The 20,385-nt window shown below is 61.1% G+C and carries 20 protein-coding genes and 3 tRNA genes; 11 read left to right on the top strand and 12 right to left on the bottom strand.

Features of this window, described 5'->3' with window-relative positions:
* Nucleotides 1–33: 33 nt before the first annotated feature.
* Nucleotides 34–116, bottom strand: a tRNA-Leu gene (locus AC1MBU_RS02220).
* A gap of 279 nt (nt 117–395) precedes the next feature.
* Between AC1MBU_RS02220 and AC1MBU_RS02215 the strand changes: the two genes are divergently transcribed.
* Genes AC1MBU_RS02215 through pknB form a run of 7 tightly spaced genes read left to right on the top strand, consistent with a single transcriptional unit; the run spans nt 396 to nt 9,731 of the window.
* Nucleotides 396–1,124 (top strand): FhaA domain-containing protein, encoded by a 729-nt coding sequence (locus AC1MBU_RS02215; RefSeq protein ID WP_277358085.1) that lies wholly within the window; start codon nt 396–398, stop codon nt 1,122–1,124.
* Entirely contained in the window at nt 1,121–1,597 is a 477-nt protein-coding gene (locus AC1MBU_RS02210; protein ID WP_056545632.1) for an FHA domain-containing protein FhaB/FipA, read from the top strand. The genes AC1MBU_RS02215 and AC1MBU_RS02210 overlap by 4 nt, the downstream gene beginning before the upstream one ends.
* Before the next feature lie 3 nt (nt 1,598–1,600).
* A complete protein-coding gene (locus AC1MBU_RS02205; RefSeq protein WP_479788312.1) occupies nt 1,601–3,184 on the top strand; it encodes a PP2C family protein-serine/threonine phosphatase in 1,584 nt (527 codons plus the stop codon).
* Nucleotides 3,181–4,593, top strand: a complete 1,413-nt coding sequence (locus AC1MBU_RS02200; RefSeq protein ID WP_479788311.1) for an FtsW/RodA/SpoVE family cell cycle protein — start codon at nt 3,181–3,183, stop codon at nt 4,591–4,593. Before AC1MBU_RS02205 ends, AC1MBU_RS02200 begins: the two co-directional genes overlap by 4 nt.
* On the top strand, nt 4,590–6,032 hold the full coding sequence (locus tag AC1MBU_RS02195) for a peptidoglycan D,D-transpeptidase FtsI family protein (RefSeq protein ID WP_479788310.1): 1,443 nt from the start codon (nt 4,590–4,592) through the stop codon (nt 6,030–6,032). The genes AC1MBU_RS02200 and AC1MBU_RS02195 overlap by 4 nt, the downstream gene beginning before the upstream one ends.
* Nucleotides 6,029–7,774: a protein kinase domain-containing protein gene (locus tag AC1MBU_RS02190; protein WP_277358082.1), complete on the top strand. Its 1,746-nt coding sequence runs from the start codon at nt 6,029–6,031 to the stop codon at nt 7,772–7,774. Before AC1MBU_RS02195 ends, AC1MBU_RS02190 begins: the two co-directional genes overlap by 4 nt.
* A 22-nt stretch (nt 7,775–7,796) precedes the next feature.
* A complete protein-coding gene (gene pknB / locus AC1MBU_RS02185) occupies nt 7,797–9,731 on the top strand; it encodes a Stk1 family PASTA domain-containing Ser/Thr kinase (protein ID WP_346027793.1) in 1,935 nt (644 codons plus the stop codon).
* On the opposite strand, the gene AC1MBU_RS02180 is transcribed toward pknB, so the two are convergent.
* Genes AC1MBU_RS02180 through AC1MBU_RS02170 form a run of 3 tightly spaced genes read right to left on the bottom strand, consistent with a single transcriptional unit; the run spans nt 9,720 to nt 11,256 of the window.
* Nucleotides 9,720–10,373: an anthranilate synthase component II gene (locus tag AC1MBU_RS02180; RefSeq protein ID WP_479789708.1), complete on the bottom strand. Its 654-nt coding sequence runs from the start codon at nt 10,371–10,373 to the stop codon at nt 9,720–9,722. The two genes, pknB and AC1MBU_RS02180, sit on opposite strands and share 12 nt — an antisense overlap.
* Nucleotides 10,374–10,375: 2 nt before the next feature.
* The gene (locus AC1MBU_RS02175; protein WP_277358080.1) at nt 10,376–10,534 is read right to left on the bottom strand and encodes a hypothetical protein; all 159 of its coding nucleotides are present in this window, start codon (nt 10,532–10,534) and stop codon (nt 10,376–10,378) included.
* Nucleotides 10,534–11,256: a class E sortase gene (locus AC1MBU_RS02170; RefSeq protein WP_157359044.1), complete on the bottom strand. Its 723-nt coding sequence runs from the start codon at nt 11,254–11,256 to the stop codon at nt 10,534–10,536. Before AC1MBU_RS02170 ends, AC1MBU_RS02175 begins: the two co-directional genes overlap by 1 nt.
* A gap of 277 nt (nt 11,257–11,533) precedes the next feature.
* Here AC1MBU_RS02170 and AC1MBU_RS02165 point away from each other — a divergent pair, with 277 nt between their 5' ends.
* Nucleotides 11,534–11,779, top strand: a complete 246-nt coding sequence (locus tag AC1MBU_RS02165; protein ID WP_056545619.1) for a cell division protein CrgA — start codon at nt 11,534–11,536, stop codon at nt 11,777–11,779.
* Between the two features lie 79 nt (nt 11,780–11,858).
* On the opposite strand, the gene AC1MBU_RS02160 is transcribed toward AC1MBU_RS02165, so the two are convergent.
* Complete coding sequence (locus tag AC1MBU_RS02160) at nt 11,859–12,371, bottom strand: gluconokinase (RefSeq protein ID WP_277358079.1); 513 nt, start codon at nt 12,369–12,371, stop codon at nt 11,859–11,861.
* Between the two features lie 166 nt (nt 12,372–12,537).
* On the opposite strand from AC1MBU_RS02160, the gene AC1MBU_RS02155 reads away from it, so the two are divergent.
* Nucleotides 12,538–13,245 (top strand): FadR/GntR family transcriptional regulator, encoded by a 708-nt coding sequence (locus AC1MBU_RS02155; protein ID WP_277358078.1) that lies wholly within the window; start codon nt 12,538–12,540, stop codon nt 13,243–13,245.
* Nucleotides 13,246–13,398: 153 nt separating this feature from the next.
* Here AC1MBU_RS02155 and AC1MBU_RS02150 read toward each other — a convergent pair whose 3' ends face one another.
* Together AC1MBU_RS02150 and AC1MBU_RS02145 are read right to left on the bottom strand one after the other, a co-directional pair.
* The gene (locus tag AC1MBU_RS02150; RefSeq protein WP_479788309.1) at nt 13,399–14,265 is read right to left on the bottom strand and encodes a rhomboid family intramembrane serine protease; all 867 of its coding nucleotides are present in this window, start codon (nt 14,263–14,265) and stop codon (nt 13,399–13,401) included.
* Nucleotides 14,266–14,271: 6 nt separating this feature from the next.
* Nucleotides 14,272–14,814, bottom strand: a complete 543-nt coding sequence (locus AC1MBU_RS02145; protein ID WP_056545617.1) for a peptidylprolyl isomerase — start codon at nt 14,812–14,814, stop codon at nt 14,272–14,274.
* A 153-nt stretch (nt 14,815–14,967) separates the two neighbouring features.
* Here AC1MBU_RS02145 and AC1MBU_RS02140 point away from each other — a divergent pair, with 153 nt between their 5' ends.
* Nucleotides 14,968–15,771, top strand: coding sequence for a hypothetical protein (locus tag AC1MBU_RS02140; RefSeq protein WP_277358076.1), 804 nt, complete (start codon nt 14,968–14,970; stop codon nt 15,769–15,771).
* A 110-nt stretch (nt 15,772–15,881) separates the two neighbouring features.
* The gene (locus tag AC1MBU_RS02135; RefSeq protein ID WP_479788308.1) at nt 15,882–16,718 is read left to right on the top strand and encodes a glycosyltransferase family 2 protein; all 837 of its coding nucleotides are present in this window, start codon (nt 15,882–15,884) and stop codon (nt 16,716–16,718) included.
* Nucleotides 16,719–16,772: 54 nt separating this feature from the next.
* Here the strand turns inward: AC1MBU_RS02135 and AC1MBU_RS02130 are convergent.
* The 5 genes from AC1MBU_RS02130 to gyrA form a co-directional block, all read right to left on the bottom strand.
* Nucleotides 16,773–16,845: transfer RNA gene (locus tag AC1MBU_RS02130), tRNA-Ala, on the bottom strand.
* A gap of 45 nt (nt 16,846–16,890) precedes the next feature.
* Entirely contained in the window at nt 16,891–17,007 is a 117-nt protein-coding gene (locus AC1MBU_RS02125; RefSeq protein ID WP_235563158.1) for a DLW-39 family protein, read from the bottom strand.
* 40 nt (nt 17,008–17,047) lie between these two features.
* Nucleotides 17,048–17,121, bottom strand: a tRNA-Ile gene (locus AC1MBU_RS02120).
* Between the two features lie 82 nt (nt 17,122–17,203).
* Nucleotides 17,204–17,737, bottom strand: coding sequence for a DUF3566 domain-containing protein (locus AC1MBU_RS02115; protein WP_056545612.1), 534 nt, complete (start codon nt 17,735–17,737; stop codon nt 17,204–17,206).
* Nucleotides 17,734–20,367 carry a DNA gyrase subunit A gene (gene gyrA / locus AC1MBU_RS02110; RefSeq protein WP_277358074.1) on the bottom strand — a complete coding sequence of 878 codons (2,634 nt, stop codon included), beginning with the start codon at nt 20,365–20,367 and terminating at the stop codon, nt 17,734–17,736. Before gyrA ends, AC1MBU_RS02115 begins: the two co-directional genes overlap by 4 nt.
* Nucleotides 20,368–20,385: the final 18 nt, after the last annotated feature.

Here is a 20,385-nt window from a genome sequence, read left to right as displayed (position 1 = left end):
CCCCGACACGAGGCCGGGGTTATTTTTCTCTCGTGCGCGAGGGGGGATTTGAACCCCCACACCCTTTCGGATACTGGCACCTGAAGCCAGCGCGTCTGCCGTTCCGCCACTCGCGCAAAGTGAAGAAGGATTCTTGGAAAAGATTCCTCCGAATCAGCAGAAACAAGCATAACGGAGCGGCGCCAAAAACACCTAAACGGTACAGCTACGGCACACCGCGCAACTTTGCGATGAGTAGAGACGTTGAATGTAATCGACGGGGCAACATGCCGCGTTAAGGCCATTTAGGGGACGCCCCAGTAGTATCGACACAAGACAGCAGCGACCCGGCATGCCTCCGCGCGCTTTCGTGCGGGCGCATTCGGGCAGCAAGAAAAGCAGGTAAGGAGGTAGGCATGGGCATTCTGGATAATGTCGAGCGCGGACTCGAAAAGATGGTCCGTGGCGCCTTCTCCACCGGTTCCAGGTCCCAGGTGCAGCCCGTCGAGATTGCCAGCGCACTGCGCCGCGAACTGGATAACAAGTCACTCACGCTGGCGCAGGGACGCACCCTTGCACCGAATGTTTTCACCGCCCGGCTATCAGATCCGGACTTCGCACTCGCTCAGGAGTGGGGGGCGCCACTCGCCGAGGAACTGTGTGATGTCGTCATCAAGCACGTCAACAGCCAGCACTACACGCTTCAGGGATCGGTTCGGGTGTCTTTCACCCGCGATTCCGACCTGAAGCCCGGTTCCTTTGAAATCGACTCAGCCACCGAAAAACAGCCCGCGCAGCGTCGGCCTGCTCCCAGCGTCCCAAACCGCCAGCCCACGCGCTATCAGCCCGTCCTTGAACTCGACGGTCAGCGCTACTCGTTGAACGCCGGGTCCGTCCTTCTGGGCCGTTCATCGGAGGCGGACATCCTCATCGATGACACCGGTGTGTCCCGCCGGCATCTTGAGATTCACACCGCTCAGGGCCAGTCCCGTGCCGTTGACCTCGGCTCGACCAACGGCAGCTATGTGAATGGACAACGCGTACAGGGGGAAGCGGACCTGACGGACGGCTCAGTGATCACCATGGGTCGTACCCGCATGACTTTCCGACTTGTACCCGTGCAGAACGGTGGACGCCAAGCATGAGTGATCTGACCGTAACGCTGTTGAGATACGGGTTCCTGCTCCTGATCTGGATCCTCGTCCTTAGCGTCGTCAGCGCATTGCGGCGGGATCTTGTGGTGGGCCTGCGCAACCGGACTGGCTCTCCTACAGCCCGCGAAGCCCGTAAGCACCCGGAGTTGGTTGAGGAACCACCGGCCAAGGCGCAGGCGCGGCGTCTGATCGTCACGGAAGGCCCTCTCAAGGGAACCGCCCTGGACCTCGCGTCCAGCCCCATCCTGCTGGGCCGCGCCCAAGAAGCCACGCTTGTCCTTGAGGATGACTACGCGTCCGGCCGCCATGCCCGGCTCTTCCCGCAGGGCAGCCGGTGGTTCATTGAAGATCTCGGATCCACCAACGGAACCTATCTTGCCGGCAACCAGCTGACCCGCGCGCTGCCGGTGGAACCTGGCGTACCCGTCCGGATCGGTAAGACGGTTATTGAATTGAGGCCATAGTCCATGGCCCTGGTTTTCCGTTTCGCCGCCCGCTCGGATGTGGGAAAAGTCCGCGCAAAGAATGACGATTCCGCCTATGCCGGCCGTTACCTCGCCGTTGTAGCGGACGGAATGGGCGGGCACGCCGGCGGCAACATCGCCTCAGCGTCCACAGTCCTGGATCTGGTGCATCTTGACCGTAAGGATTACGACGACGACGCCGGCACTCACCTGGCCGACGAGATCCAGACTGCCAATTCGCTCCTGTCTGAACTGGTCAGCACCAACCCGCAGCTTGCCGGCATGGGTACAACCGTTACGGCGATGCTTCTCAACGGCGAGAAAATTTCCTTTGCCCACATCGGTGATTCGCGGGCCTACCGGCTGAAGAACGATGTTTTCGAGCAGATCAGCGTCGACCACACCTTTGTGCAGCGACTCATCGAGGAGGGCCGGCTCAAGCCGGAGGAGGCGGAGGTCCATCCGCACAAGAACGTGCTGATGCGCGTCCTCGGTGATGTCGATGCCAGCCCGGAACTCGACCTGACCACCTTCGATGCTGAGCCCGGTGAACGCTGGTTGCTCTGCTCGGACGGATTGAATGCCGTCCTGGATGATGCCACAGTCGAACGAATTATCCGTGAAACGCGTGATCTTTCAGCTTGCGTCAACACGCTTGTTGACCTGACGCTGGCCGGCGGATCCCCGGACAACATCACCATCGTGGTGGTGGATGTGGACACCGCCACGCCTGAAGATCTGCGCACTGCCGCGCTCACCGCACTTCCGCCCGCGCGTGAAGCAGCCGGGGAGACGGACAGCGACACTTCTACTGATGACGCGACACCCGGTGTAGCCATCAGGGCGGACGTTATCCGGGAAGACCTGTCATCCCGCCCGCATACCCTGGTGGGTTCGGCAGCGCTGGCTACTGAAACCGGACAGATTCCCATCGTCACGCAGCGGTCCACCGAGCGCCGCGCAGCTATGATGCTGACGCACAAGGCAGCACCCGCGGACACCGTGGAGGACGACCAGACCGAGGAAGCTTCCGCGCCCCGCCGCCGGCGCTGGCTGCTGCCGGCCGCCCTGGCTTTGATGGCACTGATCCTTGCCGCAGTGCTTTCCCTGGGATACGTCTGGACCCAGACGCGCTATTACGTTGCTACCTTCGACAACAGGGTGGCCATCTACAACGGGGTTGCTCAGACACTCGGGCCGATTCCCTTGAGCCACGTGGACCAGACGACCGACATTCCTGTGTCCAGCCTTCCGGAATTCCAGCGCAATCGCCTCGAGAACACTCTCGCAGCGAGCGACCTCGAACATGCACAGGACATCGTTGAAGACCTCCGCCAGTCACTGCGGGCGCTGCCGTGTCCACCGGAGAGCAATCCGAGCCCGTCCGCCGGCCCGTCGCCCACAGTTTCAGCCTCACCCGAGACTGCGTCGCCTGAGCCGTCGTCCTCGGGTAGCCCAACACCAGAACCGAGTGCAAGTGCCTCTCCTGCGAGTCCCGGCGCCACCGCCGAAGCCAGCCCCAGCGCCTCCGCAAGCGCTGATGCAGCACCAGGCGAAGCAGCCTCCTGTGGAGGGAGAGTCCAATGAGTGAGGTACTCACAGTCCCGAAGTCCCGTCGTAATGTCGAGGCACTCCTCCTTGTCGTGGCCCTTACAGTAGCGATCGGCGCCAACTGGCTTGTAGGTCTCGACAAGGAGAATCCGTTCGACTCGGCCTTCTGGCTGCAGGGCGGTACGCTGGCCGCGCTGGCGTTGATCTTCCACATACTTCTTCGTTTCCGCGCAAAATATGCAGATCCGGTAATTCTTCCCATCGTGATCGCGCTCAATGGAATCGGGCTGGCCATGATTTACCGGTTAGACCTGGCACTTCCGGCCGATGCACAACCTGTTGCACCGAGCCAGTTCCTCTGGACAACTGTCGCCATGGGTGCGTCCATAGCTACACTCCTGGTGATTCAGGACCACAGGATGTTGCGTCGGTTCACCTATATATCGCTCATTGTGAGCGCGGTCCTGCTGATGCTGCCGCTTACCCCGCTCGGCGTCGAAATCAACGGGGCGCGTATCTGGATCAACGTGGGTGTGGGTACCTTCCAGCCCGGCGAGGTCGCCAAGATCACTCTCGCCATATTTTTCGCGGGGTATCTTTCCACCAACCGCGACCTCATCCTGCTGGCCGGAAAGAAGCTGGGACCGCTGCAGCTTCCGCGTTTCCGGGACCTGGCACCCATGGTGGCCGCCTGGCTGGTCAGCATCGGCGTGCTGATCTTCCAGCGTGACCTCGGCTCCTCCATCCTGTTCTTCGGCCTCTTTATGGCCATGATCTACGTCGCGACGTCGCGGGTCAGCTGGGTGTTGATCGGCCTCGCGATGATTGCTGTCGGTGGTTACGCAGCCCTTCAGTTGTTCAGCCACGTTGCCCTGCGCATAGACAGTTGGATCAATGCGTTTGAGCCGGAGGTCTTCAACCGCAATCCCGGTGGCAGCGGTCAGGTTGTCCAGGGGCTCTTCGGCCTTGCGAACGGTGGACTCGTCGGCACCGGGCTCGGGCAGGGCAGGCCGGATCTTGTAACCTATGCCAACAGCGACATGATCATCACGGCCCTCGGTGAGGAACTCGGCCTAATCGGGCTCTTCGCCATCGTGCTGCTCTACATTTTGCTTATTTCCCGGGGTTTCCGCGCGGCTCTCGGCACCCGTGACGGGTTCGGAAAGCTTCTCGCCTGCGGCTTGTCCTTCACGATCGCGCTGCAGTGCTTTGTTGTCATCGGCGGGGTAACACGGCTCATTCCGCTTACCGGGCTCACCACACCCTTCATGTCGGCCGGTGGTTCTTCCCTGCTGGCGAACTGGATCATCGTCGCCTTGCTCCTGCTCATCTCGGAGACGGCCCGGCGGCCGGCCGTGAAGGGGCCGGTCCGCGAAACATACTCCGAAGGCAAGCAGAATCGGAACACTCCGGCAACAGATCCTACGCGGGAGGTCACCGCATGAACCAGGCAATCCGACGCTCCTGGATCGTGGCCATGAGCATGTTCGCGCTCGTCCTCGGATCCCTCACCTATGTCCAGTTCTTCGAGGCCAACGCGCTGGAGAACAATGACTGGAATACGCGGCAGATCCTGCAGGACTATGGAAAGAACCGGGGCGCGATTTTGGTGGATGGTCGTCCGATCGCGGAATCCGTGCCGTCGGATGACCAATTCAACTACCAGCGCGTCTACAACGAGCCGGAGATGTATGCGCACCTCACGGGATTCTTCTCGTTGGTGAACGGTTCCACACAGCTGGAGAACGTCATGAATGAGGAGCTCTCCGGCAGTAGCGACGACCTCTTCATTGATCAGATGGTCCGGCTGTTCTCGGGCGTCCAGGCACAGGGTGCCTCCGTCGAGCTGACCATCGATCCTCAATTGCAGCAGCTGGCCTGGGACATGATCCCCGAAGGGCAGACCGGATCGATCGTTGTGATGGAGCCAGCCACCGGAAACGTGCTCGCGATGGCTTCCAAGCCGTCGTATGACCCTAATCTGCTCGCCGCCCATGACACGTCGGTGGTTGTGCAGAACATCGAGCAGCTCGCTCAGGTTCCCGGCTTGTCCATCTACTTCAACCCAGCAACGCAGTCACTTGTGGCTCCCGGATCAGTCTTCAAACTCGTGGTGGCCGCGGCCGCTCTTGAGACAGGTCAGTTCGATGCGGAGTCCACTATCCCCAACCCGCCGGTGCTTGACCTGCCGGGCACCGACGTCGGGCTCCCGAACTTCACCACCGGCGGGTGCGCGGCGCGTGACACCGCAGACCTCGAGTTTGCACTCGAGCAGTCCTGCAACACTCCGTTTGCCCAGATTGCGTGGGAGGTCGGTGAGCAGGCGGTACTCGAGCAGGCGCAGGAGTTCGGCTTTGGTGAGCGCTTTTTCATTCCGGTTGAGGTGGCGGCCAGCCAGTTCCCCACAGAACTTAGTGAAGCCCAGCTCGCGCAGTCGGCCATCGGGCAGTTCAGTGTCGCAGTCACACCGCTTCAGATGGCGATGGTTAGCGCTGCGATCGCCAATGATGGTGTGCTCATGAAGCCCAACCTGGTGAAAGCCGTCCGTGCACCGGACCTCTCCATCATCGACGAACCGGAGCCGGAGGTTTTCCGCGAATCCCTCAGCGCGGACAACGCCAACCTGATCACGGAGTGGATGGTCAACGTGGTGGAGAACGGTACGGCCCAGAATGCCGCGGTCCCAGGGGTGGAAGTAGCCGGCAAGACCGGCACGGCGGAAGTACCCGAGCAGGGCGACAACGCCTGGTTCACCGGCTTCGCGCCGGCCGACAATCCGGAAGTAGTGGTTTCCATCGTGATGCAGGACGTCGACATAGCGACGGGTGCTCAATTGACAAGTCCAAACGCTAAGAGACTCATAGAGGCGGTGTTGAATAGGTGAGACCTACTTCAGGTATCACATTAGGCGGCAGGTTCCAGCTGACTGATCGCATCGCCATCGGAGGCATGGGTGAGGTCTGGAAAGCACGTGACCAGGTGCTCGGACGCATCGTGGCCATAAAAATTCTCAAAGAGGAATATACGGGGGATCCCGGTTTTCTCAATCGGTTCCGCGCCGAAGCCCGCCACACCGCCCTGCTGAACCACGAGGGCATCGCGAACGTCTTTGACTATGGTGAGGAAGGCGGCTCAGCCTATCTCGTCATGGAGCTCGTCCCAGGCCAGCCCCTGTCGACCATCATTGAGCGCGAACAAATCCTGGCACCGGACAGGGCGCTGTCAATCATCGGCCAGACCGCAACGGCCCTCAGCGTCGCACACCGCCAGGGCCTTGTGCACCGGGACGTCAAGCCCGGAAACCTGCTGATCATGCCCGATGGCCGCGTGAAGATTACAGATTTCGGCATTGCGCGCCTTGCTGACCAGGTTCCGCTGACCGCCACCGGACAGGTTATGGGCACTGCCCAGTACCTGGCTCCAGAGCAGGCAACCGGGCAGCAGGCAACCGGTTCCAGCGATATCTACGCGCTGGGCGTGATCGGGTACGAGCTACTCGCCGGACGCCGCCCGTTCTCCGGTGAGTCGCAAATCGCAATTGCCCTCGCCCAGGTCAATGATGCGCCGCCTGATCTACCCGAAACTATCCCTCATCCGGTGCGTGCGCTTATCGCGAGCATGCTGGCCAAGGACCCGGCGGACCGTCCGGGGAACGCGGAAGCGCTTGCCGAGGCTGTCGCCGCCATCCGGCGCAACGATATCCGTGCAGCTGAGTCAGCCGTACCCGGAATGCTGCTGTTTACGGACTCCACCGGCCCACTCACCACTCCGGTCCCGGCACCCACCGGCGCCACCCGCGCGATTCCCGCCCCAACGACGTCGGCTCTGCCCGCCGTCGCAGGTGCAGGGGCAGGCGCCGGCGCAGTTGCGGCGTCACGGGAGTGGACCGAGGAAGATATCGACGAAGTTCCCCCGCCAGAGGAAGAATCCCGTGGACGCAGTCCCTGGCTGATTGCGCTGATTGTCCTGCTGGTCCTGGCAGCGCTCACCGTTGCCGGCTTCCTGCTCGCTCCGCTGTTGGCCGGCAACGAAGACGAGCCGGCCCCGGCACCCACCAGCTCCTCGGCGTCCGCAACGCCGTCCGAAAGTGAAAGCCCGACGCCCACGCCGGAAGAAACCACTCCGGAACCCACCACCCCCGCACCCACCACACCGGAAGCGATCGTGGTGGATGAGGCCACCTATCAGGGTCGTCCCATTGACGTGGTCGTGGCCGAGCTCAACAATCTGGGATTCTCCGTGGACCAGCAGCCGGAGGTTACGGACGATTTTGATCCCGGGACGGTCCTGACCCTCAACCCCGTCGGCCCACTGACGCCCGGCTCCCAGATCACTGTCACCTTCGCGGAAGCGCCCGAGACGTTGACCATTCCATCGGGCCTTGTAGGAGCCACCGAGGAAGAACTGCAGCAGGCCCTCGCCGATCTGGGGCTCAGCGCCGTCCGTTCCGGTTCTGAAGCTTCCGAACAAGCAGCGGGAACCGTCCTGTCCGTGGATCCGGCTGAAGGCACCGAGGTGGAACCGGGAAGCACCGTTCGTTACGTCGTCTCCCTGGGCCCTGATGAAACCCAGGCGCCCCCGGCGATCGGTCCCGGCCAGACTCCGCCCGGCCAGGACCAGCCCTAGGAAGCATGTGAGGGGGCACCAGGTGAGCAGCGAGAGAGTCCTCAACGGACGTTACGAGATGGGTGAACTGATCGGCCGTGGCGGTATGGCCGACGTTCACCTCGGCCGTGACGTCCGGCTCGGCCGTACCGTGGCCATCAAGGTGCTGCGCCGTGACCTTGCCCGGGACCCACTGTTCCAGTCCCGATTCCGCCGCGAAGCGCAGGCGGTTGCCGGTTTGAACCACCCCACGATCGTGTCCGTGTACGACACCGGTGAGGAGGAGGTCGAGGGCCAGCACCATGACGAGGTCCGTGTTCCCTTCATCGTGATGGAATATGTTGCCGGGCGGACCCTCCGCGATCTCCTCAAGCGCGGAGAACTGACGCCTGAGACCTCTGTCGACTACCTTTTGGGAGTTCTCTCAGCACTCGAGTACAGCCACCGTGCAGGCATTGTCCATCGGGATATCAAGCCGGCCAACGTGATGATTACTCCTGAGGGTCAGGTGAAAGTGATGGACTTCGGCATTGCGAGGGCAATGGCCGATTCCGCCGCCACCATGACCCAGACCCAAGCGGTGATCGGTACCGCACAGTACCTTTCCCCTGAGCAGGCGCGCGGAGAAACCGTGGACGCTCGCAGTGATCTGTACTCGGCGGGTTGCCTACTGTACGAACTACTCACCGGAAGGCCTCCGTTCGTCGGCGACAGCCCGGTGTCTGTTGCCTACCAGCATGTGCGTGAGATTCCCACGCCTGCCCGTGAAATCGATGCCAGCATTCCGGCGGAGATCGAGTCAGTGCTCTCCATTGCGCTGGAGAAGGACCGCGCCCGGCGCTTCCAGAGTGCAGCCGACTTCCGGTCGGCCCTTCGTGACGCGCGCAAAGGCATCCGGCCAGACGTGCCGGCAGCACCTACCGAAGCAATCGCCGCCGTTCCAGCACGAACGGACGACGACGCCCCTCAGACAAGAGCGATGGCCAGGGTTCTTGCCGGTGGAAGCATCGCAGCTGATTCGCTGGTGGAGGAAGAGGAGACGGGCTCGCTGCCCGTGGCACATGCGGCGCAGAACCGTCGCGATGCCGAAGACCGGACCCGCTCACGCCGGCGCGGGTGGATAGCTGTACTGCTGGTGCTGTTGGCACTGCTCCTGTCTGCCGGAGGTATCGCGCTTTTCGGAATCCTCAACGCGCAACCGGAGGAGCCCATCCTCACCTCTGTTCCCGCCGTTGACTCCCTGAGTGAAACCGAGGCAAGCAACGCGCTGACCGCCGTGGGTCTCCGTCCGCAGGTGGAACGTACGTTCCACGATGAAGTCGAGTCGGGCTTCGCTATCACTACCGATCCCGAAGCAGGCAGCGAGGTGGAACCGGATGCCCTGGTATCACTGCTGATTTCCAAGGGACCGGCAAATCGCGCAATACCTGAGGACATTTTCCAGATGACCGAATCCTCAGCGAGGGATGCCCTTGAGTCGGTTGGCCTGCGGGGCGGTAGCGTGAGTGAAGCGAACAGCGCAACTGTTCCCGCGGGCCGGGTGATCGAAACCGAGCCGGCACTCGGCTCGACCGTACCCGCTGATTCCGAGGTTAACCTCGTGCTTTCGACCGGGCTGGTGACCGTCCCTCGTCTCACTTCCTTGCCGAGCGATGAAGCAGTCGCGCTGTTGGAAGACCCGGCCCGCGCTTTGGTCCCACGGATCGAGGAGGAACCAAACGCCGTCGTGGAACCCGGCCTTGTAGTGAGACAGGAACCGGTTGCGAACTCGAATATCGCGCCGGGCACCGAAGTAGTCATCTATGTTGCTACCAAACCGGCCGAAGAAGAGCCTGCTCCGTCAACAGCCCCGCCGCCCGCGTCGAGCGCTCCCGCCGAGGAGGAAGAGCCCGGCAACCAGGGTCGCGGGCGAGGACAGGGAAACGGGCAGGGCAACAGCGGCGTCGTGGGAGATGCGGTGGAGGGCCTAGGTCCCTGACTGCTGGTGAATCAGCGGGCTAAGCGTGGCTGAGCGGGCTGCAGCGCCGTCCAGGCCGGCCTGCTCCAACCAGTTCCCCAGCATCCGGTAGCCGCCCTCGGTCAAGACCGACTCCGGGTGAAACTGAACTCCGCACAGCGGAGCGGACCGGTGCTCAAGACCCATGATCACTCCGCTCGCCGTCCTCGCCGTCACACGCAGTTCGGAAGGAACGTCCCCTACTGCTGCCAGCGAGTGGTAGCGGGTGGCCGTCAACGGCGAGTTCAGGCCTTCGAAGACGTTCGTTGAGTCATGTTCTACCAGGGACGTCTTTCCATGCATCAGTTCGGGAGCATGGGTCACTGATCCGCCGTAAGCCTCTGCCAGCGCCTGGTGGCCAAGGCACACACCGAGCATCGGCTTGTCGTTTGCGCCGCACCACCTGATTAGCTCGATGCAGACGCCGGCTTCCGCGGGCGCTCCCGGCCCGGGGGAGATGAGAACTGCGTCCCTCACTTCGGCAAGCGCCACAGCTTCAGCGAGCGTGACGTCATCATTCCGGACAACGGTGGTCTCCGCACCCAGTTCCTGCAGATATCCGACCAGCGTGTACACGAAGCTGTCGTAGTTGTCGACAACCAGGATTCGGGTAGGACTGTTCATGATCACGTGCCAATCGTTGAATCGGTCAGGGGGCTGAACTGGGACAGCCAGGGGAAGACCCAGCTCACGAGGACTGCCAGTGCTGCAATGATGAGCAGAATCGCCCAGACGATCCGAAGCCAGAGAGGCCCCGGCAAGTGGCGGAATATGAAGGCGTACATCAGGCGGCTCCTTCCGCGACCTCGGCTACTTGTGCGGCAATCTCCTCCGGCGGTCCGTCCTCCAGTGACTGGAATGACTCCATCACTGCGTAGGCGATAATTCGTTCCTGCGCGCCAAAGCGCGGATTGCAGCTGGTGAGGGTGAGGATTCGTTCCTCGGGTTCAACGCCCGGCTGCGTAGGTACCGGCGCGAGGACATCAGTTCGGTCCGGCAGTACAATCTGCGTATTCCGGTAGACGTAGGAGTAATAACCGTCCTGTGTTTGCACATAGATGCGATCGCCGGGCACCAGAGTATGTATGTTGTCCAGCACGGCGCCGTTTGTCTGCCGGTGGCCTGCAAGTGCGAAATTCCCTACAGCACCCGGCATGCCGGTCTCGGGATAGTGTCCCAGGCCCAGGTTGTCGAGCACGGCCGTCGTCACCCCGCTGGTGACCGGCCGGGTGTAGCTGTCCCCGAAACGCGGGATGTAGATGACGGCGAAGGTCTCACCCGCTGCTTTCGCCTCCAGAACGGGAACCTGATCCGGTGACGAAGTTGGAGGCTCGTCCACAGGATCATCTGCCACAGGCGCCTCACCGAGGTCGGCGAAGAACTCCTCAACTGCCTGGTCTTGTTTTGCATTGGATTGGACATTTGTCCACCACAGCTGCCACGCCACGAACAGGAGCAGGATAACGCCGGCCGTGATGAGCAGCTCACCGATCACTTGGGCCGCCATCTCGAGCAGACTACGACGACGTCGGCGGGCGGGCGCGCGCCGGGAACGGTCACGGCGAGCCACCGCGATGCCGCCGCCGAGGTCGCTCAATCCTTCTCCCTGCCTACGGATGTGATGTCGGGCGTCGCAGCGGCCATTCATTAGCTAGAATGGGCAGCTAGAACCGCGCCGATGCCATGGGTCCTCATCTCAGGATAACTGGTGTCGCGGCCGGGTTCCGAGCTGTATGACCACAAACACAGCGGCTGGAAGCCCCAGCCACCGTCTAGGAGGATCCGTGCCCGAGTCGAAGTCCCGCAAGAAGCAGGTCGAGCCGAAGACGCGCGCCGCTGCGGAACCGAAGCCGAACCCGGTCTGGTACAAGCCGGTAATGTTCGGGTTGATGGTGCTCGGTCTGTTGTGGATTCTGGTCTATTACATCTCCGAAGGACGTTTCCCGATCCCAGGCATCGACTCCTGGAACATTCTCATTGGCTTTGGAGTCGCGATCGCCGGGTTCCTCATGACCACCCGCTGGCGGTAGTTCTAGCCAGAGCGGCTGCTCCATCCAGCCAGAAAGGAGGTGCCTTCCGAGCGAAAGGCGCCTCCTTTGTTCTATGCGCTCAGGCGATGATGCCGAGTTCGGCCATGATCCGATCCGTAACTTCCGCGGGTGTGCCGACATTGTCGATGGTGAGCCCGCGCTCGTTCTCCTCGAGGATTTCGAGGGTGCTGACCTGCGATGGCAGCAGGGATTCAGGCATGAAGTGCCCGGTGCGCGTCTTCATGCGTGAGCGAATGAGGTCAACATCGCCGAGCAAGTGAACAAACCGGATGTCACCGTCGGCAGCGGCCAGAACATCCCGGTAACGCCTTCGCAGCGCCGAGCACGTCACGATGGTGGATTCTCCATTGGCGCTCTTCTCGCTGATCCAATGCGAGATTGAATCAAGCCAGGGTTTGCGGTCCTCGTCGGTCAAAGCAATACCCTGGGTCATCTTCGTGATGTTCTCAGGGGAATGAAACTCGTCCGCTTCGGCATAGATCCAACCGAGGCGCTCCGCCAGTGCAGTGGCGATCGTCGTCTTGCCTGATCCTGACACGCCCATAATCACCAGATGCATTCGTGACTCCACGCCGTCTCCTCGACTTTCTGGTCGTTTCCGCCGCCTGCGACTCAACGCTCAATCTACTCGGCTATAAAGGTAGCACCTTTACCGAATGTAAAGATGCGACCTTTGAATCGCCGGCGTCCCGGCTTATTCTGATCCCATCCCTACCCCTCGGAAAGGTCAATCAGTGGTGCTGTCTTCGCAAGGCCGGGCACCGGCGGCCGCCGTAAAGTACAGCAGCATCATCGAGGAGCTGGGGCGCAGCATTGTCAGCGGTGAGCTACAACCCGGGGGACGGCTGACAATCGAGGGACTACAGGCGCGCTTCAAGGTCTCACGAACCGTGATTCGCGACTGCATGCGGATTCTCGAATCCATGAACCTCGTCTTCAGCAAACGCCGCGTCGGAATTGTGGTTCAGGCCCCTCGTCACTGGAATGTCTACGACGCGCGGATCATCCGTTGGCGGTTGGAGGGAACATCCCGCGCACGGCAGTTCAAGAGCCTGATGGAACTGCGATGCGCAGTTGAGCCGCTTGCTGCGGCGGGAGCAGCGCGCAATGCAACCCAAGAGCAACGCGCCGTCGTTGTGAACCTCGCCCAGCAGTTGCGCGCACTCGGCGAAGCGGGCCGTCTTGACGAGTTTCTAGCCGTGGATATCGAATTCCACGCCCTACTCCTGTTGGCCAGCGGTAACGAGATGTTCTCCGCGCTCGATGACGTTGTCACGGAAGTTCTCCGGGGAAGGACCACCCAGGGGTTGATGCCCCGCACACCCCGTGAGTATTCGCTTGCCAGCCACGAAGCCGTCGCGGCGGCGATCGCCGGATCCGACCCTGACGCAGCCGAAACAGAGATGCGGAACCTGCTGGCCGAAGTACAGGAAGCGGTTACGTAGTCGTGCACAGGTTGTGCACCGAGTTATCCACAGCTGTGGGTAACTCGGTGCAATTCTTCGGGCCGTTTCTGAAATCCGTGGGTTCTGCTTATCCACACCTGTGGAATTACATGTGTGTAAGTTTTCCCCACTGGGGATAACCCTTGTGGAAAACTAGGCGGGGAACGTCACCAGGCTTGCACCGACAAACGTAAGAACAAGGAGGACAACCGTCAGCGCGGCCAGTCCTGACCACTGGATCAGGGAGCGCTTCGAACTCCGCGGCGTGTAGGCGATGATGGCCGCGGCAGCGCTTCCGGCCATCAGACCGCCAAGGTGTGCCTGCCAGGAGATTCCCGATACCACAAACCCGAGGACGGTGTTGATTGCAATGAGCACAACCAGTTGCCGTACGTCACCGCCACGCCGCCTCTGCACAATGAGCATGGCCCCGAAGAGTCCGAACACCGCCCCTGATGCCCCGACAACGCCCTGCAGCGGATTGGTCAGCAGGAGTACCGCCACCGATCCGCCGAAGGCAGCGATCAGGTACAGGGCGAGGAATCTTGCCCGCCCCAGCAGGGGTTCAAGAGCCTGTCCGATGATCCACAGCGCATACATATTGAAACCGATATGGAGCAGGAATCCTGTGGAGTGAAGGAACGCGGCGGTGATCATGCGCCAGGGTTCCGGAGTGATGATGCCGGAGGTATAGATTCCTGCGTACGCCAATAGGTCCGTCACCCCGGGGATGGCTAGTTGGGCCAGGAACAACGCTACGCAGGCTCCGATGAGCGAAAAGGTCACCAGCGGTTTCCCTTGCCGCACTGTTCCGCCGAAGATGGTGCGCGTGGCCGGACTGTGGCGCTGTGCGTCACGCACGCAGTCGACGCACTGAATCCCGACGGCCGCCGGACGCTGGCATTCCGGACAGGCGGGCCTGCCACATCGTTGACACCGCACATAACTCACCCTGTCCGGGTGGCGTGGGCATACGGGAACGTCCTCATCCGGCTGGCCCGCCGGGATTCCATAAGTCATACGGTGCTAGGCCTGCTCGATGGTGATGCTGTTGATTACGACATCTTCGAGAGGCTTATCGCGTCCATCGGTGGGGATCGAGTTGAGCTGGTCGACGATGGCGCGGGATGACTCGTCCTTGACCTCGCCGAAAATGGTGTGCTTCCCCTGCAGCCACGTGGTGGGAACGGAGGTGATGAAGAACTGCGAGCCGTTGGTTCCGCGGCCATTCTGCAGGCCGGCATTGGCCATTGCCAGCTTGTAGGGAGCGCTGAAGTCAAGGTCGGGGTTGATCTCATCGTCGAACTTGTAGCCCGGGCCGCCGATGCCCTGGCCAAGGGGGTCGCCACCTTGGATCATGAAGTCTTTGATGACGCGGTGAAAAATGGTGCCGTCGTAGAGCGGTGCGTTGGTCTCTTCGCCCGTGCTGGGGTGAGTCCATTTGATCTCACCGGTAGCGAGGCCCGTGAAGTTCTTGACGGTCTTCGGGGCGTGGTTGCCGTAAAGCTCCACCTTGATGTCTCCAAGGCTGGTGTGAATAGTTGCGTGTGCAGTAGCTATAGCTGTCATGGGATCCATTCTTTCACGCACACCCGTGGTATCTCCCGGAACGACCACGTTCCGCGTACAGTGAAAAAGCTGTGAAACCAACGCACGGATAGCATGGACCTCGGGATAGCACGTAGGCTGACTAACAACAGTCACTATCCATGGGAGGTAGTTGTGAAGAAATCCGAAAGCGTTGTCCGCAGCCTTGAGAACAACGTTCTGATGGGCGTCGGAACGGCACGGGATTGGGCCGCTCCGCGAGTGGATGCCGCCAGAGAATGGGTGACGCCGCGAATCGAGCGAGGAATCGAGACGGCCTCGCCCAGGATCCAGCAGGGCGTGAACCGGGCAACACAGGGTCTGTCAGACGGCATAGCCGTCGTCACCCCTAGAATTCAGGAGAGCCTGGACCGCGTAGGTCCGCGCATCAACCAGTTCGTCGACGGCACGGCGCCCCGCATTCAGGGCACCCTGGACCGCGCAACCCCGGCCATCCACCACGCGCGCGACCGCGTCGTGAGTGAATACATCCCGGCTGTGTCATACCGGCTTGGTGATGCCGCAGATTCAGCGTCGCGTACTTTGGCTGCTGCTACCATCCCGGCTGGAGTTGCCGGTGTGGTGACCAAGGTTACCGGTGACAAAAAGGCCGTAAAGAAGTACCAGAAAGCAGCCGTTGTCGCCGCCCAGCGCGCCGCGAAAGACCTCAGGCGAAGCAAGCAGCGCAAGGGCGGGAAGGGCTGGCTGATTGTCGGCATCATCGCCGCCGCCCTGACAGCTGGAGTTGCCATCTGGCGCGCTTCACAGCCTGTGGAGGATCCCTGGAAAACCCCAGCTCCGGTTGAACCGACTCCTGTTGCAGACATTGCGCACAATGAAGAGGCCAAGCAGGCTGTGAACGACATCAAGGAAGCCGCTGACCGCGCAGCCGAAAAGTCGGACGACGGCGCCGGCGCACCCAAGGGTCCCGCCGTCTAGGTTCGTTGACGCCCCGCAAAAAGCGGGAAAGGTCCACCTATCGGAGGATCTTTCCCGCTTTTTTGATGTCTGGGGTCTTAGTCTGACCGGCCGGTGATAGATTTACGGCCGTGCACACCGCGAAGCCGTCCGTGTCGATAGTCATCCCGGCGTACAACGAAGAAAGCGTCATCCGCCAGTGCCTCGTCGCGGCCATCTATCAGTCAATGCCGGCACACGAGATTCTGGTCGTGAACAATCGCTCTACTGACCGCACTGCCGACATTTGCCGTCAGATGCAGCTCGAATACCCTGAGAGCCCGATCCGCCTGCTGGAGCAAGATGACAAGCAAGGTCTCATACCTACCCGAAACTATGGGCTGAACCACTCAACAGGAGACGTACTAGGCCGAATTGATGCCGACTCCGTCCTGGAACCCGACTGGGTCGAAACCGTTCAGGCAGGGTTCAGCGATCCAACCGTAGCCGCCGCGACCGGACCGGTTGTCTACTATGACATGCCGATGCGGCGGTGGGGGCTGAAAGCGGATGACAAGATGCGTCAACTCGTGCTGAAGCTCGCACGTAACCAGTACCACTTTCTCTTCGGCTCCAACATGGCGCTTCGCAGGACGGCATGGGAACAGATCCGTGAGTACACCTGTCTTGATGAAAAGGACGAGATGCATGAGGACATAGACCTCTCTCTTCACCTTGCAGAACAGGATCTGATCATCCGGTACATCCCCGGCATGGTGAGCGGGATGTCAGCCCGGCGCCTCGAGAATTCGCCCAAGGACTACCGCTATTACGTCACAAGGTTCGACCGCACCTACCGAGCGCATCAGATTGACAAGAAAGTTCTGAAAATTCCGATGCTGATCTTCATGTCGATCTACTACCCAGCGAAGGTGTTGCGTGCCGTGCACACCGCGCGTGCAGCCCGAAACACAGCGGCGAACCGTTAGCCACCGTTAACAGACAAGAGCCCCAGTCTTTCGACTGGAGCCCTTATCTTTCGGTGGAGGCACGGGGACTCGAACCCCGAACCCCCTGCTTGCAAAGCAGGTGCGCTACCAATTGCGCCATGCCCCCGTAAAACGGAACCTGATCAGTATACCCCGACCAGGCGGTGAAGTTTTACTCGACTGGATCAGTCGCGCTGCTCCACACTTCTTTTTCCTTCTCGGACTCCTGCCACCGTTTGTAGGCGAAAACTCCTGCAACAGCAGCTGCCGCTACCAGCAACTTCTTCACAGTGCTCCTCCTTGCAGTTGCCTGCCGGTTTCACGATCCGTGGGCGTACCAGGACTTGAACCTGGGACCTCTTCGTTATCAGCGAAGCGCTCTAACCGCCTGAGCTATACGCCCCCGTACCTCATCGGGCCGAAATACGACTTTACAGTAGGGCCTCAGCGATCCACAAATTGAGGCCCGCATCGATTTCGGCAGATCAGTCGTCCGTCAGCGTCACGCCGATTCCGCCGACAAGGGTCGATGAAATGTTGTAAAGAACCGCCGAAAGCATGGCCAGGGCGGTCAGAAGCACTACATTCACGACGGCGATGATGGTGGCGAACGAGACAACCTGACCCAGAGATGCGAACTGGCGCAGATCAAAGCCGGCTCCCTCTGATCCAGCGATCTCTCCAAGGAGCTGGTTCACCCGATCAAAGATCCCAGTGAGGTCTAGCACAGTCCAAATGACGATCGCCGCAACCACCGTAACAATGCCCAGCGCCACGGAAAGCAGGAATGACATTTTGAGGACGGACCACGGATCGATCTTGCTGACCAGCAGACGCGCTTTGCGAGCCTTGGCCTTCGGTGCGGGTTTGACCAGCCCAGGACGGTTTCCCGCCGGCCTTGCGCCTGATGAAGCCGGACGCTGGGTGGGCCGCGCGGGCGGGTTGACCCGAGGTCCGCCGCCCGACGACCGCACAGCGCTGCCCGCAGTCGTGCGCGGATTTGAGTTGGCAGAACTCACTCGGAACCTCCAATATCGCTTGACTCAGCCTCCGGCTCAGCCGTTTCTTCTGACGACAACGGTACTTCATCAGGAGCAACCGGCGCAGATTCAGTGTCATCCACACCCATTACCGGAACTTCCTCATCCACCGTGAGTCCACGTTCCGTGTTGCGGGCAACAGCGATGATCCGGTCCGACTTGTCCGGCTTCGCGAAAATCACGCCCATGGTGTCACGGCCCTTCGCCGGAACGCCGGCCACCGATGACCGCACCACCTTGCCGCCGCCCATAACAACGAGGACTTCGTCTTCTTCCTGCACGATGAGGGCCCCAACCAGATCGCCGCGCACGTCAGCAAGCTTTGCTACCTTGATGCCCAGGCCACCACGGCCCTGCACCCGATACTCATCGACCTTGGTCCGCTTCGCGAAGCCGCCCTCGGTCACGATGAACACGTAGGAGTCATCACTCACGACGTTGGCGGCCAGTAGCTCATCCTCTTCCCGGAACTTCATGCCGGTCACTCCCGAGGTAGCCCTGCCCATCGGGCGTAACGCCTCATCGGTGGCACTGAAGCGAAGTGACTGCCCTTTCCGGGAGACCAGCATCATGTCGTCGGTTTCGGACACAAGCTGAGCTGACACCAGTTCATCACCGTCACGCAGGTTGATGGCGATAACACCCGCGGACCGGTTGGTGTCATAGTCCTCGAGGCGCGTCTTCTTGACCAGGCCGCGTTTCGTTGCCAGCACCAGGTAAGGGGATTGCTGGTAATCGCGCAGATCAAGTACCTGCGCAATGGTTTCGTCAGGCTGAAATGCCAACAGGTTCGCTACATGCTGACCTTTGGCGTCGCGTGCCGCTTCCACAAGCTCGTACGCCTTCGCGCGGTAAACGCGCCCAAGGTTGGTGAAAAACAGCAGCCAATGGTGCGTCGTGGTGACGAAGAAGTGTTCGACGACGTCGTCGCCGCGCAACTGCGCCCCACGGATACCCTTACCGCCCCGAGCCTGCTGGCGGTAGTTATCACTACGAGTCCGCTTGACGTAACCACCGCGGGTGATGGTGACCACCATCTCCTCTTCAGGGATGAGGTCTTCCATGCTCATATCGCCGTCGTACCCCATGAGAATCTCGGTGCGGCGGTCATCACCATGCTTGTCGACGATCTCCTGCAACTCCGTAGAGACGATTTCTCGTTGCTGTACCTCGGAGGCAAGGATTTTTTTGTACTCGGTGATTTCGGATTCGAGCTTGGCATGCTGATCCTGGATCTTCTGTCTCTCCAGGGCGGCGAGCCGCCGCAGCTGCATGTCCAGAATCGCCTGAGCCTGGATCTCGTCAATGTCCAGCAGACCCATCAGCCCATTGCGTGCGTCCTCTACGGTCGAAGATCTCCGGATAAGGGCGATCACGTCATCGAGGGCGTCGAGTGCCTTGAGCAGTCCCCGCAGAATATGTGCGGCTTCTTCCGCTTTCCGCAGGCGGTACCTGGTTCTGCGGACAATGACTTCGAGCTGATGCGTCACCCAGTGCCGAATGAAGGCATCCAGGCTGAGGGTGCGGGGGACCTCATCCACGATCGCCAGCATGTTGGCGCTGAAATTGTCCTGGAGCTGCGTGTGCTTGTAGAGGTTGTTGAGCACTACTTTGGCCACGGCATCACGCTTCAGGACAATGACCAGGCGCTGGCCCGTGCGGCCCGAGGTCTCATCCCGGAGGTCGGCGATCCCCGAAACCTTCCCGTCCTTGACGAGATCGGCAATCTTGATCGCCAGGTTGTCCGGATTGGCCTGGTAGGGCAACTCGGTTACGACCAGGCAGGTACGACCCTGAATTTCCTCCACGTTGACCACGGCGCGCATGGTGATTGAACCGCGGCCTGTCCGGTAGGCGTCTTCAATACCCCTGTGGCCAAGAATCTGCGCTCCGGTTGGGAAATCCGGTCCCTTGATGCGCTGGATGAGCGCCTCAAGCAGTTCTTCCTTGCTGGCAGTCGGGTTCTGCAGATACCACTGCACACCGTCCGCCACCTCACGCAGGTTGTGCGGCGGGATGTTGGTTGCCATGCCGACGGCAATACCGGAGGATCCATTGACCAGCAGGTTCGGGAAGCGCGCCGGCAGGATGGTGGGTTCCTGGTTTTTTCCGTCGTAGTTGTCCTGGAAGTCGACAGTCTCTTCGTCGATGTCGCGGACCATCTCCATGGCCAGCGGTGCCATCTTGGTCTCGGTATACCGGGGGGCTGCCGCGCCGTCGTTACCCGGCGATCCGAAGTTCCCCTGCCCAAGGGCCAACGGGTACCGCATGGTCCAGTCCTGGATCAGCCGGACGAGTGCATCATAGATAGCGCTGTCGCCGTGCGGGTGGTACTGGCCCATGACCTCACCGACAACGCGCGCACACTTGTTGAACGAGCGGTCGGGGCGGTAGCCGCCGTCGAACATTGCATAGAGAACGCGACGGTGAACGGGTTTCAGACCGTCACGCACGTCAGGCAGCGCGCGACCGACAATGACCGCCATTGCGTAGTCCAAGTAGGACCGCTGCATCTCGGTCTGCAGGTCTACCTGCTCGATACGGTCCGTCAGCACTGCACCTTCAATGGGCGTACCGCTCGGAACCTCAGGCGTTACTTCGTCACTCATCTAGTTCGTTCCATTCGT

This window comes from Arthrobacter sp. PTI12 (assembly GCF_056679915.1).
This window is presented reverse-complemented; position numbering and strand designations above follow the sequence as displayed.